This is a genomic window from Actinoplanes sp. CA-131856 (assembly GCF_050956135.1).
Lineage (GTDB): Bacteria > Actinomycetota > Actinomycetes > Mycobacteriales > Micromonosporaceae > Actinoplanes.
The window spans coordinates 486855-499511 of record NZ_CP191849.1 but is presented as its reverse complement, the minus strand read 5'-3'; the positions used below and the strand labels follow the sequence as shown (position 1 = coordinate 499511).

Annotated in this window: 11 protein-coding genes; 6 read left to right on the top strand and 5 right to left on the bottom strand. The window is 70.3% G+C overall.

Translation table 11 applies throughout. The features are described from left to right. The first annotated feature begins 98 nt into the window (after positions 1-98). Both ACQP2X_RS02335 and ACQP2X_RS02330 read left to right on the top strand, forming a co-directional pair. Positions 99-2195 (top strand): alkaline phosphatase family protein, encoded by a 2097-nt coding sequence (locus tag ACQP2X_RS02335; RefSeq protein WP_498694035.1) that lies wholly within the window; start codon positions 99-101, stop codon positions 2193-2195. A gap of 34 nt (positions 2196-2229) precedes the next feature. After that, positions 2230-3294 carry an NHL repeat-containing protein gene (locus ACQP2X_RS02330; RefSeq protein ID WP_498694034.1) on the top strand — a complete coding sequence of 355 codons (1065 nt, stop codon included), beginning with the start codon at positions 2230-2232 and terminating at the stop codon, positions 3292-3294. Here the strand turns inward: ACQP2X_RS02330 and ACQP2X_RS02325 are convergent. Next, positions 3291-4121, bottom strand: coding sequence for an SDR family NAD(P)-dependent oxidoreductase (locus ACQP2X_RS02325; RefSeq protein ID WP_498694033.1), 831 nt, complete (start codon positions 4119-4121; stop codon positions 3291-3293). The two genes, ACQP2X_RS02330 and ACQP2X_RS02325, sit on opposite strands and share 4 nt — an antisense overlap. Positions 4122-4183: 62 nt before the next feature. Between ACQP2X_RS02325 and ACQP2X_RS02320 the strand changes: the two genes are divergently transcribed. Further along, entirely contained in the window at positions 4184-5131 is a 948-nt protein-coding gene (locus ACQP2X_RS02320) for a Dyp-type peroxidase (RefSeq protein ID WP_498694032.1), read from the top strand. On the opposite strand, the gene ACQP2X_RS02315 is transcribed toward ACQP2X_RS02320, so the two are convergent. Next, a complete protein-coding gene (locus tag ACQP2X_RS02315; RefSeq protein WP_498694031.1) occupies positions 5120-5740 on the bottom strand; it encodes an HAD-IA family hydrolase in 621 nt (206 codons plus the stop codon). The genes ACQP2X_RS02320 and ACQP2X_RS02315 overlap by 12 nt on opposite strands. Positions 5741-5821: 81 nt before the next feature. On the opposite strand from ACQP2X_RS02315, the gene ACQP2X_RS02310 reads away from it, so the two are divergent. Then, complete coding sequence (locus tag ACQP2X_RS02310; RefSeq protein ID WP_498694030.1) at positions 5822-6799, top strand: hypothetical protein; 978 nt, start codon at positions 5822-5824, stop codon at positions 6797-6799. Positions 6800-6826: 27 nt separating this feature from the next. Here the strand turns inward: ACQP2X_RS02310 and ACQP2X_RS02305 are convergent, their stop codons facing one another. Together ACQP2X_RS02305 and ACQP2X_RS02300 are read right to left on the bottom strand one after the other, a co-directional pair. Then, positions 6827-7453, bottom strand: a complete 627-nt coding sequence (locus tag ACQP2X_RS02305; RefSeq protein WP_498694029.1) for a maleylpyruvate isomerase N-terminal domain-containing protein — start codon at positions 7451-7453, stop codon at positions 6827-6829. A 26-nt stretch (positions 7454-7479) separates the two neighbouring features. Continuing rightward, entirely contained in the window at positions 7480-8268 is a 789-nt protein-coding gene (locus ACQP2X_RS02300) for an SGNH/GDSL hydrolase family protein (RefSeq protein ID WP_498694028.1), read from the bottom strand. Between the two features lie 114 nt (positions 8269-8382). Between ACQP2X_RS02300 and ACQP2X_RS02295 the strand changes: the two genes are divergently transcribed. Beyond that, on the top strand, positions 8383-9273 hold the full coding sequence (locus ACQP2X_RS02295) for a zinc-binding dehydrogenase (RefSeq protein WP_498694026.1): 891 nt from the start codon (positions 8383-8385) through the stop codon (positions 9271-9273). Between the two features lie 173 nt (positions 9274-9446). After that, complete coding sequence (locus tag ACQP2X_RS02290) at positions 9447-11255, top strand: ATP-binding protein (RefSeq protein ID WP_498694025.1); 1809 nt, start codon at positions 9447-9449, stop codon at positions 11253-11255. A gap of 39 nt (positions 11256-11294) precedes the next feature. On the opposite strand, the gene ACQP2X_RS02285 is transcribed toward ACQP2X_RS02290, so the two are convergent. After that, positions 11295-12575 carry an NAD(P)/FAD-dependent oxidoreductase gene (locus ACQP2X_RS02285; protein WP_498694024.1) on the bottom strand — a complete coding sequence of 427 codons (1281 nt, stop codon included), beginning with the start codon at positions 12573-12575 and terminating at the stop codon, positions 11295-11297. Positions 12576-12657 lie beyond the last annotated feature (82 nt).

The window sequence follows — 12657 nt, the reverse complement described above, 5'->3', positions numbered from 1 at the left end:
GCACCGCTCCGAAGCTATCCGTACGGGGCAAACAAACCCCAAGTGATCACACTAACGAGGTGCCGGTGATTCGCCGCGAGCTGTGACATCGTTTTCGGGTGGCCATCAGCCTGCACGAGCCTCCGTCCGCCCCGGCCGCCCGCGACTGGCGCGCCGATCTGCGCGCGCTGCTCAGCTGGCGCCGGGTCCTCAACCGGTTGCGCGCCGTCCTGCGCAGCGCCCTGGTCACCTTCGTCGTGCTGACCCTCACGCTCTGGCTGATGCCGGGCGTGAACAGCAACGACATCGTCGACACGCTCGGCCTGGTGCTGGTGGTGGCCGGCGTCGGCGCCGTGCTGCGCCCGCTGCTGCTGGTCGGCATCGTGGCCCTCGGCGGCTGGGGCGCCATGCTGCTCGGCATCCTGGCCCAGATCGCCGTCATCGTGGTCGCCCTCGAGATCGACCCGGCCAACCGGATCAGCGGCCTGCCCTCGCTGGTGCTCACCGCCATCCTGGCCATCGTCTTCGCCGCCATCGTCGACTGGATGCTGGACAGCGGCTCCGACGACACCTTCGTCCGCGAGTCGAAGCGGCTCATGCGCGGGGTGCGGCGCCGTCAGGCCCGGCTCGCCGGCGGCCCGCTCATCACGCTGCGCCGCCCCCGGACCGGCACCGACCCGGGCCTGCTGATGATCCAGTTCGACGGCCTCTCCGAGCCGGTGCTGCGCTGGGCCGTGCGCGCCGGCAACCTGCCCACCCTCGGCCACTGGCTGCGCTCGGGCAGCCACCGGATGCGGGGCTGGCACACCGGGCTGCCGTCGACCACCCCGGCGTCGCAGGCCGGCATCCTGCACGGCGCGACCCGGCAGGTGCCGGCGTTCCGCTGGTTCGAGAAGGACACCGGCAAGCTGATGGTCACCAACCGCCCGCGCGACGCGGCCGTGATCGAGCCGCGGCTCAGCGACGGCCGCGGCCTGCTGCGTGACGGCGGGGTCAGCATCGGCAACGCGTTCAGCGGCGACGCCGCGGTCAGCCTGCTCACGGTCAGCCACGCGGCCCTGCCGGGCCGGTCGGCGCGCGGCTGGGCGGCCTTCATGGCCTCGCCGTACGGCTTCACCCGGGCCCTGGTCCTCGGCGTCGGTGAGGTGATCACCGAGCTGCACCAGGCCCGCCTCCAGCGCCGCCGCAACCTCCAGCCCCGGGTGAGCCGCTCGGGCTCCTTCCTGGCCCTGCGGCCGGCCTCGATGCTGCTGCGCGACGTGAACGTGTCGCTGATCGCCGAGCAGATGGCCCGGGGCGCGCCGGCCGTCTACTGCGACCTGGTCGACTACGACGAGGTGGCACATCACGCGGGCCCGGCCCGCCCCGAGTCGATGCGCCAGCTGGAGAGCCTCGACCGGATGCTCGGCGTGCTCGAACGGCTCGCCCCCGAGGCGGCCCGCCGCTATCACCTGGTCGTCCTCTCGGACCACGGGCAGAGCCAGGGCGCCACCTTCAAGCAGCGCTACGGCGAGACCCTGGACGAGGTGGTCGAGCGGTTCTCAGCGCCCGACCCGGCCGACGCGCCGTCCACGCCGGCCGAGGAGGAGGCGACCAAGGAGCCCGACTTCCCGGAGCCGCCAGTCGCCCCGCTGCTGGTCGTCTCGTCGGGCAACCTGGCCCTGCTCTACCTGACCAGGTTCACCGAGCGGCTCGACCGCGAGCGGATCGAGCGGGCCTATCCGCGCCTGATCAACGGCCTGGTCGCCCACCCCGGCATCGGGCTGGTGATCGTCCGCGACGGCGACGGCCCGGTCGCGCTCGGCACCTCGGGCACCCATCGGCTCACCGACGGCAGCGTCGAGGGCATCGACCCCTTGCTGCCGTACGGGCCGCGCGCCGCCCACGATCTGCTCCGCCACCAGGAGGCCGCGCACGTGGGCGACCTGGTGCTGATCAGCTCGGTCGACCCGGTCACCGAGGAGGTGGCGGCGTTCGAGGAGCTGGTCGGCTCGCACGGCGGCCTGGGCGGCTGGCAGACCGACGCGGTGCTGGTGCACCCGGCCCGCTGGCCGATCACCCAGCCCGAGCTGGACGGCCCGGACGCCATCCATCGCCAGCTCGTCGAGTGGCTCTCCATGCTGGGCCTGCGCACGCAGACGCTGGCCGCCGACGACGAACAGCACGAGCTGTTGACGGCGGAGGCCCCGAGCCTTTCCGGGACCCACGACGGTTAGGCACTTTGTGCCTTTCCTCCCCTTCCTCACTGCCATGCTCGTCGGGGCGCTGCCCGCCCCGGTGACGCCACGGACCGCGCCGACCTTCAACGGCGGCGTGTACGCGATCGCCCACCGCGGCGACACGGTCTACGTCGGCGGCGCGTTCACCAGCGCGACGTCCGGAGGAAAGACCTACAAGCGGCTGCGGTTGGCCGCCTTCGACGCGCGCAGCGGCGACCTGCTCGACTGGGCGCCACCGGCCGACGGCACGGTCCGCGCCCTGGCCACCACCACCGACAGCGTCTACGCGGCCGGCGACTTCCACGAGGTCGGCGGCGAGGACCGGGACTCGCTGGCCAAGCTCAACCCGTCGAGCGGCGCCGTCTCGTCGTTCGCTCACGAGATCACCGGTACGGCGTACGCGCTCGGCACCGCCGGCAACCGCCTCTATCTGGGCGGCAGCTTCACCGCTGTCGACGACGAACGGCGCCGCAACCTGGCCGCCTTCGACCTCGCCACCGGACGCCTGGACACCCGCTGGCGGCCGCTCACCGACGACACCGTGCACGCGCTCACGGTGGCCGGCTCCAAGGTCTATCTGGGCGGCGGTTTCCACATCGTGAACGGCGTCAAGGGCACGCTGCGGCTGGCCGCCGTCAACAGCGTCAGCGGCGCCGTCGACCCGATCTTCCGGCCGCGGGTGCCGGCCGAGGTCCGCGCGATCGCCGTCGACTCGTCGGGCGTGCAGGTGGCCACGGCCGGGGTGGGCGGCCGGGCCCTGTCGTTCGCCCCCACCGGGGCCCTGCGCTGGCAACGGGTCTTCGACGGGGACGCGGCCGCCATCGCGTCGGCCGGCGGCATCACCTACGTCGGCGGCCACTTCGACGCCATCTGCCGAACCGAACGTAACGGCGCCAAGGGCGGCTGCGTCGACGGTTCCACGCCGCGCCTCAAACTGGCCGCGCTCACCGCCACCGGCACGCTCACGAGCTGGGCTCCCCAGGCCAACGGCGTCATCGGCGTACGCGTCCTGACCGTGCACAAAAGCACAGTTCAGGCCGGCGGGGACTTCACGACGATCGACGGCCGCGACCGCCGGCGCTTCGCCGCGTTCTAAGTCAGGCGTTTCCCGGCCCGCTGGGCGAGCTTCCAATATCGGGTCGGGGTCAGCCGCGCCAGCACGTCCGCGGCCCGCGCCACGCCACCGATCACCAGGCGCGGGCGGCGGCGCTGGATGGCGGTCAGGATCTGCCGGGCCGCCTCCTCGGCCGGCATGGTCAGCGCCCGCTCCTCGAACTTCTCCGCCTGCGCGGCCTGCGTGCCGCCCGGGTCGCCGCCGCTGAGCCGGGCGCTGGCCGCGATGCTGGTCTTGATGCCGCCCGGGTGCACCACGGTCACGCCGACCCCCTGCGGCTCCAGTTCGTTGCGCAGCGCGTCGGTGAAGCCGCGGACCGCGAACTTGCTCGTCACGTACGCCACCTGGCCGGCCGGGGCGATCAGCCCGAAGAGGCTGGACACGTTCACCACGTGCGATCCGGGCCGGGACAGCAGCTGCGGCAGGAAAGCCTTCGTCATCCGTACGACCGCATGAAGGTTGATCTCCAGCAACCAGTCGAAATCGGCCATGCTGTTCTGCTCGAAGGTCCCCATCAGGGTGACGCCGGCGTTGTTGACGAGCAGGTCGACCCCGCCGTGCCGGGCGGCGACCTCGGCCGCCAGGTCGAGCCGGTCGCCGCCGTCGCTGAGATCGATCTCGTACGTCGACACGTCCGGCGACCCGAGCTCCCGGGCCAGGTCGGCCACCCGGGCCATGCCCTCCGCGTCCCGGTCGACCAGCACCAGCACCGCCCGCCGCCGGGCCAGCTCATGGGTGACGGCCGCACCGATCCCGCTCGCCGCCCCGGTCACCACGCAGGTCCGCCCCGCGAACGCGAAGGGCCGCATCACACGTCACGCCGATCACTCATGGGGGTCATTATCGGCCTACGGTCCGTAGGCTGCTGACCATGACAGCGCCCCGCTCCGTCGCTCCCACGGTCGAATCGCAGGCCGTGCTCGCGCCGCTCACCGACGCGGCGATCTTCCTGGTGATGACCGTCCGGCCCGGCGGCGAGCAGGCCGTCCGCGACCTGCTCGAGGACGTGAGCGCCCTCCAGCGCACGGTCGGCTTCCGGCTGCCGTCGGCCGGGTTGTCATGCGTCACCGGCATCGGCTCCGAGCTGTGGGACCGGCTGTTCCCGAACGGACCGCGCCCGGCCCAGCTGCACAAGTTCCGCTCCTGGAAGGGCCCGCAGCACGTGGCGCCCTCCACCCCCGGCGACCTGCTGTTCCACCTGCGGGCCGGGCAGATGGACGTGTGCTTCGAGATGGCCTCCAAGATCGCCCAGCGGCTGGCCGACGCGGCCGACGTGGTCGACGAGACGCACGGCTTCAAATACTTCGACGAGCGCGACCTGCTCGGCTTCGTCGACGGCACCGAGAACCCGACCGGAAGCACCGCCTCGCGGGCCGTGCTGGTCGGCGACGAGGATCCCGACTTCGCCGGCGGCAGCTACGTCATGGTGCAGAAATACGTGCACGACCTGACCGGCTGGAACGCGCTGAAGGTCGAGGAGCAGGAGGCGGCGATCGGCCGCACCAAGCTCGACAACGTCGAGATCGAGGAGAAGGCGCCGAACTCGCACGTCGCCCTCAACACGGTCGACGACCCGGACGGCAACGAGCTGAAGATCCTGCGCGACAACATGCCGTTCGGCTCGATCAAGGAGGGCCTGTTCGGCACGTACTACATCGCGTACGCGTCCACTCCCGACGTTCCGGAGCTCATGCTGCGCCGCATGTTCCTGGGTGAGCCGTACGGGACGTACGACCGGATCCTGGACTTCTCGACCGCGATGACCGGTTCGCTGTTCTACGTGCCGACCGCCGACTTCCTGGACGACCTACCGCAGTAGTTCCGCCAGGTCGGTGAGCGTCTCCAGCCGGACGTCACCGTCGAGGCCGCGAAGCGCCGCCGTGCGGGCGCCCGCGGCCCGCGCGGCCCGAAGCCCCACCTCGGCGTCCTCCACGACGAGACACTCGCCCGGGTCGACGCCGAGCAGCTCGGCCGCCCGCAGATAACCCTCCGGGTCGGGCTTGCCGGCGGCGATGTCGTCGGTGGTGACGAGCACCGGCGCCACGATGCCGGCGGCGCCGAGCCGGGCCTTGGCCAGCCGGGTGTCGGCGCTGGTCACGACGGCCCACGGCATCTTCCGCTCGGCGAGCACGTCAAGGGCCTCGAAGGCGCCCGGCGTGGCGGTGACATCGCTCAGATCGTCGTACTGCAACTCCAGCTGCCGGGCCGAGGCGGTCACGATCGCGGCCTCTTCGAGGTGCGGCAGGAGCTTACGGACGGTGCTTGCGCTGGGTGCGCCATGCGCCATTTCGTACGCCTCGTGGCCGTCGACACCGTACTCGGCGGCCCAGGAGAGCCAGGAACGCTCGACCGCCCCGTCGGAGGCGACGAGAGTGCCGTCCATGTCGAAGAGGACCGCGCGAATGTCGGCCGGGTTGATACCGGGCACCTAAAACCTCCACAGGCCGTGCATAGTCACGCTGGTCAAAGTCCTTGGTAGCGCACGAGCGACCGAGGGAGAACCGAGACGATGACCGTTCACGACCATTCCACCCGTTCGTCCGCCGAGCCACCACTGAACTGGCCACCGGTCAGCACCCCCGATGATCACACGGCCTTCGCCGGCCCCACAGCGTCCTATCCCACAGCCGCCCAGGACAGCGTCACGGATTTCGCAGGCCCCGGCTTCGAGGTCGCCCCGTCGGAGCACGCCTCCTGGGCCGCCACGCAAAGCTCTTCGCCGGCCCACGCCGAAGGGGCCGCGTCCACCTGGAGCCCGGCGCACGACGCCGGTGGCGCGCCGCCCACCTGGACGCCGCCCGAGAACAACGGTGGCGGTGGTGATCGGCCCGGCGGGCGCAAGAACGCAAAGCTGGCGGCGGCCGGCGCACTGGTGGCGGTCGCCGTCGCCAGCGCGGGAATCACTGCGGGCGTGATGGCCGCGACCGGGAGTGACAGCTCCGCTTCGGCCCAGGGTGGCCCGGGTGGCGGCCAGTTCCCGGGCGGCGGGGGCATGAACGGCGGCGGGGGCATGAACGGCGGCGGCGGAACGATGGCCGGCGGCGGCGCGGGCGGCGCGACGGCCCTGCACGGCGAGTACGTGGTCTCCGACGGCAACGGTGGCTACACCACGCAGGTCACGCAGACCGGCACCGTCTCGGCCGTCAGCAGCAGCTCGATGACCGTCAAGAGCACCGACGGGTACAGCCAGACCTACGTGATCACCAGCTCGACCACCGTCGACAACGGTGCCGACCAGATCTCCTCGGTCGCCACCGGCCACACCGTGCGCGTGATCGCCACCAGCGCCGACTCGAAGGCCACGGCCACGTCGATCACCGACACCAACCTGGCCTCGACCGGCACCACCCAAGGCGGCACCACCCAGGGCGGCACGACCCAGCAGGGCGGCCAGGCCCCAGGCGGCATGCAGGGCGGTCAGCAGGGCGGCTTCCCCGGCGGCGGCCAGATGCAGCAGGGCCAGGCTCCAACCGGCACGGGGACCTGATTCCCGAGTGATTCAGAGCGGGCGCCGTCAAAGAGCGGCAATCGACCCCGGCGCCCGCTCTCGCCGCGCCAGCGCACGGACGACGTTCAGCGGACCATGGCGCCACGCCGCGATCCGCCCGAGCAGCTCGATCGTCGCCTCGTTGGCCGCCGCGGGCATCGCCGGCGTGGTTAGGCCCAGGCTGACCGCCAGGTCGTCGGAGTGCACGACCAGCTCCATCACCCTCGTCAGCAGGAAGTCGTCGACCGTCAGGCCCCATTCGCCGAGGTCGACGACGCGCTCCGGCGGCTGCGCCGGCACCGCCACCCGCAGCTCGCGGAGCGCCCCGCCGACCTGCTCGGCCAGCTCGCCGGCCGTCGTCGCCGCGGCCGCCCGCTCGCTGCGGTTCCTGATGTCCGTGTTGTCGTCGCTGTCCGCACCGGACGTCAGCCAGGCGTTGCCGGTGAAGTGGTCGAGCACCGGGATCGCGGTGATGCCGGGCGGCGCCGCCAGGTGGGTCACCGTGTGCGTGATCTGGTTCGCCAGGTGACGGGCGACGCCGCCACAGGAATATCCGGTCAGCGCGCTGGGCCTCGACCACCGCTCCGCCACCTCGGGCGCCCGCAGCAGGGCCGCGGCGACGTCGGCCGACTCGAGGAACGCGTCTCGGATCATCGACGCAGATTAGACCCGGGAAGCCGTCAGCGCCGGGCGAGGGCCTTGCCGACCGCCGGCAGATAGCCGTCGCGGTAACCGGTCGCGGTCGGGTGGAACGGGGCCGGGGCCGCCGGTCCACCCAGCCACGGGTCGGCGCCGCACAGACCGTGGCCGGCGAAGTTCTGGCGCACGTCGGCGAAGCGGACGCCGGCGCGGGCCGCGCGCTGGCGGATCTTCGCGTCGAGCACGTCGACCGCCCCGTTGAGGGCCGCGCGCTTGGCCAGGCCGGCCGGTACGGTCGCGCAGTCGGTGGTGGTCTCGAAGAAGTGGGCGTAGCCGGTGGCCACGATCGTCGCGTGCGGCGCCCGCTGCCTGATGGCGCGGTAGACCGCGTCGAGCCGGCCCGGCAGCGTCTCGGCCGTGAACTTCGCGGCCTGGTCGACGACGGCCGCGCAGTCGGCGTCGGTGCCGGTCAGGCACGTGGTGAGGCCGGAGGTGAAGCCGAGGTCGTTGCCGCCGACCGTGACCGTCACGAGGCGGGTGTGCCGGTTGAGGTCGCCGAGCTGGTTGGTGAGCACGTCGGCGGTGGTGGCGCCGCTGCACGCGTCGTAGTCGAAGGTGGTCGCGCCGAGCTTGGCCGCGAGCAGGGGCGGATATCCGCCGGCGCCCCGCAGGCAGGCCGGGTCGGTGTACAGGGGCGCGCCCACGCCCGCGGCGTACGAGTCGCCCAGGGCGACGTAGGCCTTGCCCGGCGTGTGCGCCTGGGCCGCGGCCGGTGCCAGCACGGCGGCGGCCACCGCGGTCGCCACGGCGATCAGTCGACGACGAAGCACGTACCACTCCTTTGTAGAGGAATCTTCCTCGCTCCAGACGGATCGATCGTCGCGGGGTTCATCGCCCGAATACGGCTTTTACCGGGCACGGCAACCTGCGGGGACAACGATGAGGTGACGACCCGACCGGAGAGGAAGTGCCCGCCGTGCGTGCTCTGCGCCTGTTGTCCTGGAAGTCCGAACCGGCCCGGCTTCCCGGTCGGCATGCCGGTCGCCGTCTACGGGCCGTGGGGCTGCGGCGAGTGTGACCGCTGCCGGGTCGGCGTGGAGCCGTACTGCGAAAATCCGGGCGCCACCCCGGCGCCCGGCGGCGGAGGCGGCCTCGGCGTGGACGGCGGCATGGCCGAGTTCATGCTCGTGCACCACACCCGGCACCTGCTGCCGCTGCCGGTCGGGCTCGACCCGGCGAGCGCGGCCCCGCTGACCGACGCCGGCCTCACCCCGTACCACGCGATCCGCCGCTCGTGGCCGAAGCTGGCCCCCGGCACCACAGCGGTCGTGATCGGCGTGGGCGGCCTGGGCCACGTGGCCGTGCAGATCCTGAAGGCCACCACGGCGGCCCGCGTCATCGCGGTCGACAACCGCCGGGAGGCGCTGGAGCTGGCCGAGAAGCACGGCGCCGACGAGATGGTCGTCTCCGGCGACGCCGCGGCCGGGCAGATCCGCAAGTCGACCGACGGCCACGGCGCCGACGTGGTGCTCGACTTCGTGGGCGCCGACCCCACGCTCGTGCTGGCCGCCTCGGTGGTCCGTCAACTGGGTGACGTGACCATCGTCGGCATCGGCGGCGGCGTGCTGCCGTTGTCGTTCTTCTCGGTGCCGTACGAAGCCAGCATCCAGACCACGTACTGGGGCTCGCGCAGCGAACTGGCCGAGGTCCTCGACCTAGGCGCCCGCGGCCTGGTGAAGCCCGAGACGCAGACCTTCACCCTGGACCAGGCGGTGGACGCCTACGACCAGATGCGGGCCGGCACCCTGAAGGGCCGCGCGGTCATTGTTCCTTAGCGAGCAACAACCCAAGGTGGCCATCTTCCTCACCTTCTTCCTCGGTTAGGAAGAAGGACTCGGCAGCGCCCTTGACCTCGTACGAGTTCGCTGGTCGCACGTGGGATGCGCTACTTCCTAAGAGGTGACATCATCTTCCTAACCGAGGATGCTGTACTTCCCAACTTAGGAAGATGATGAGCAGCGAAATGTCCGAGTGGCTGGACGGCCTGATCACCGAGTTGCGCAAGTTCGGCTCAGAGGCCACGCGTGTCGAGGTCAAGGCCGCCATTGGAGGACTTCCGAGCTCGGCGAAGGAAAGCCTCTCCGCGTTCTCCAACAGCCCCGGCGGCGGGGCCCTCATCCTCGGCCTCGACGACACGCCGGGCTTTCGCGCCGTGGGCCTCCAAAATCCACGCAAGCTACTCACCGACCTTGCTCACATGTGTCGCGACGACATAACCCCACCATTGCAACCGGAGATCTTCATCGGAGAGGTCGACGGCTTGCATGTTGTTGTCGCCCAGATTTCCGAGCTCCCTAGGGAGCAGAAACCGTCGTACGTTACAAAGCAGGGGCTCAACCGAGGCACCTACATCAGAGTGGCCGATTCTGATCGACGCCTGACAGCGGAGGAAGTTCATCAGCTCATCGCCGAGCGAGGACAGCCGATCTTCGACACGGAACCTGTCGAAGGCGCGAGCGTGGAGGATCTCGATTCGCACGCGGTCGATACCTATGTGGCACGACTTCGCGAACAGAATCCACGACTCTGGGGCACCGAGCCGGTGGAGACAATTCTTCGAATGAATCGGGTGATCGTTCCTGATTCGACCGGCGAGTTTCGCCCCTCTCTCGCCGGCCTGCTTTCGCTGGGACATTTCCCGCAACAATATTTTCCGCAATTGAACCTCACATTCGTTCATTATCCCACCGTGACAGGCGAGAGCTCGCCGTCCGGGGTCCGTTTCCTCGATAACGTGTCCGCAAACGGCTCAATTCCTTACATGGCCCGCGAGACACTCGCTGCAATTCAACGAAACATGACCCGTCGAGCACTGATCACGGGCACGGGGCGACGAGACGTCTGGGAGTACCCGCCCGAGGCGTTGCGCGAGGCAATCGTCAACGCACTCGTACATCGAGACCTCTCGCCTGGGTCACGAGGAACTCAGGTGCAGGTCGAGCTCTACCCCGACCGCCTGAAGATCCAAAATCCGGGAGGACTCTTCGGATCTCTCGACGTCAATCGCCTCGGCGAGGAGGGCCGGTCCTCCGCCCGGAACGCCCTTCTCCTCAGGCTGCTGGAAGAGGTCTACGTTCCCGGCGAGGATCGAACCGTCTGCGAGAATCGCGGATCAGGGATTCGCGCAATGATTTCATCGCTCCGCCGCGCCGGCATGGGGCCTCCCCATTTCAGGGATCGCGTCACGTCATTCGAAGTAGTGATGCCCAACCATGCCCTACTCGATGACGATACGGTCCACTGGCTGAACGCATTGGGACGAGAGGGAATTCGAGACTCTCAATGCATAGCCTTGGCCCTCATGAAGCACGGCGAGGTACTCGATAATTCCAAATACCGAGCAGCGACCGGAGTGAACGACAGCCGAGTGGCCACCTTCGAACTACAGGATCTGGTGGCCAGAGAGCTGGTAGATCAAACGGGAAGGCGTGGCGGAGCGCGCTACACCTTGTCGGGATTCGCGCGGCTGGTCGGTTCACACGAATCACGGCGGAGGCCAAGGCCGAACCGGCGCCGCCAGATCATCGAGGCGTTGGCACACCTTGGCGATCTATCGAAAGCAGAGATTGCTCAAACCATCGGGGCCTCGGAGAAGACGGCCGAGCATTGGCTCGGCCGTCTCAAACGGGACGGTGAGATCGAAGTTATCGGAGGGAAAACTCGGAGCAAGAACACCCGGTACGTCTTGAGCCAGCAATTGAGGATCTCCTTCGACGAAGCCGCAGCTCCAGAAGAATCCCGGCATAATCTTCCATAGCTCCGCCGCACGATGGCTAGGGCCCGGCCACTTGAGCAGTCAGGCAACCGAGCTGTCGAGCGGGACCGCGGCACCGCGCACGAGGCCCAGCTGGACGCCCTGGCGGGGCAGCGCGGCGTCGAGCAGCCAGTCGGCCGCCACCCGCACGCGGTTGCCGGGCATCGAGATCAGGTGATAGCCGCGGGTGACCACCTTGGCCGGCAGCCCGGACAGGGGCAGGCCGATCGGGTTGGCCGCCGCGTCGAGACCGCCCAGGTCGACCACGAAACCGAGATCGTGGTGGCGGTACGGGCGGCGGCGCCCCGTTCCGTAGGAAGCCGCGATGTTCTTCGCCGCGGCCGTGCCCTGCCGGGTCGCGTGCTGCGCCGTCATGCCGGTGATCTCGCCGGGGCGGGTCAGGTCGGGCACGGCGGCCGCGTCGCCGATGGCGTAGACGTCCGGGTGGCCGGGGACCGTGAGGAACTCGTCGACCACCAGCCGGCCGTGCTCGATCTCCAGGCCCATCTCGGCCACCAGCGGGTCGGGGCGCACACCCACGCACCAGATGAGCGACTTGGTCGGCACGTACTCGCCCGTCGAGAGGTGCACACCGTCCTCTGTGGCCTCTTTCACACTCGTACGCAGAAGAAGCTCGACGCCCCTGGACCGCAGCACCGCGTCGGAGGCGTCGGCCAGACGGCCGTCCAATGAGGGCAGCACCCGGTCGGCGGTGTCGAGCAGCAGCCAGCGCACCCGGCCCTGCAACTCGGGCCGCCACTTGACCAGCGCGTCGGTGTAGAGCACGCCCTGGGCCGCCACCTCGGTGCCGGTGTAGCCCGCGCCGACCACGACGAACGTGCAGCGCGCGTCGCGCTCGGCCGGATCGGCCGCGTTCCCGGCCATCTCGATCTGGCGGATGATGTGGTCGCGCAGGTAGAGCGCCTCGGAGATGCCGCGGAAGCCGTGCGCGTACTCGCTCACGCCGGGCACGGGCAGCAGCTTGTTGACGCTGCCGGCCGCGATGACCAGGCGGTGATATCCGATCCGGCCGGCGCCGCCGTCCGGGTCGCGGTAGGACACCGTACGGCCGTCCAGGTCGAAGCCGTCGACCTCGCCGAGCACCACCTTGACGTCGGGCAGGGCGGCCGCGAGCGAGACGGTGACCCGGCGCGGCTCGAGGATGCCGGCCGCCACCTCGGGCAGCAGCGGCAGGTAGAGGAAGTAGTCGGTCGGGTTGATGACGATGATCTCGGCGCCGCCGCGGGCGAGCTTGCTCAGCGTGCGGGCCGCGGTGAAGCCGGCGAATCCGGCCCCGACGATCACGATGCGAGGGCGTGCCATGCGGGTCCTTCCGTCATGGGCGCCGCGCGCCCGCGTACAGACCGATGCCCGATCGACGCTACCGAAAACGGGATGTGAGCGG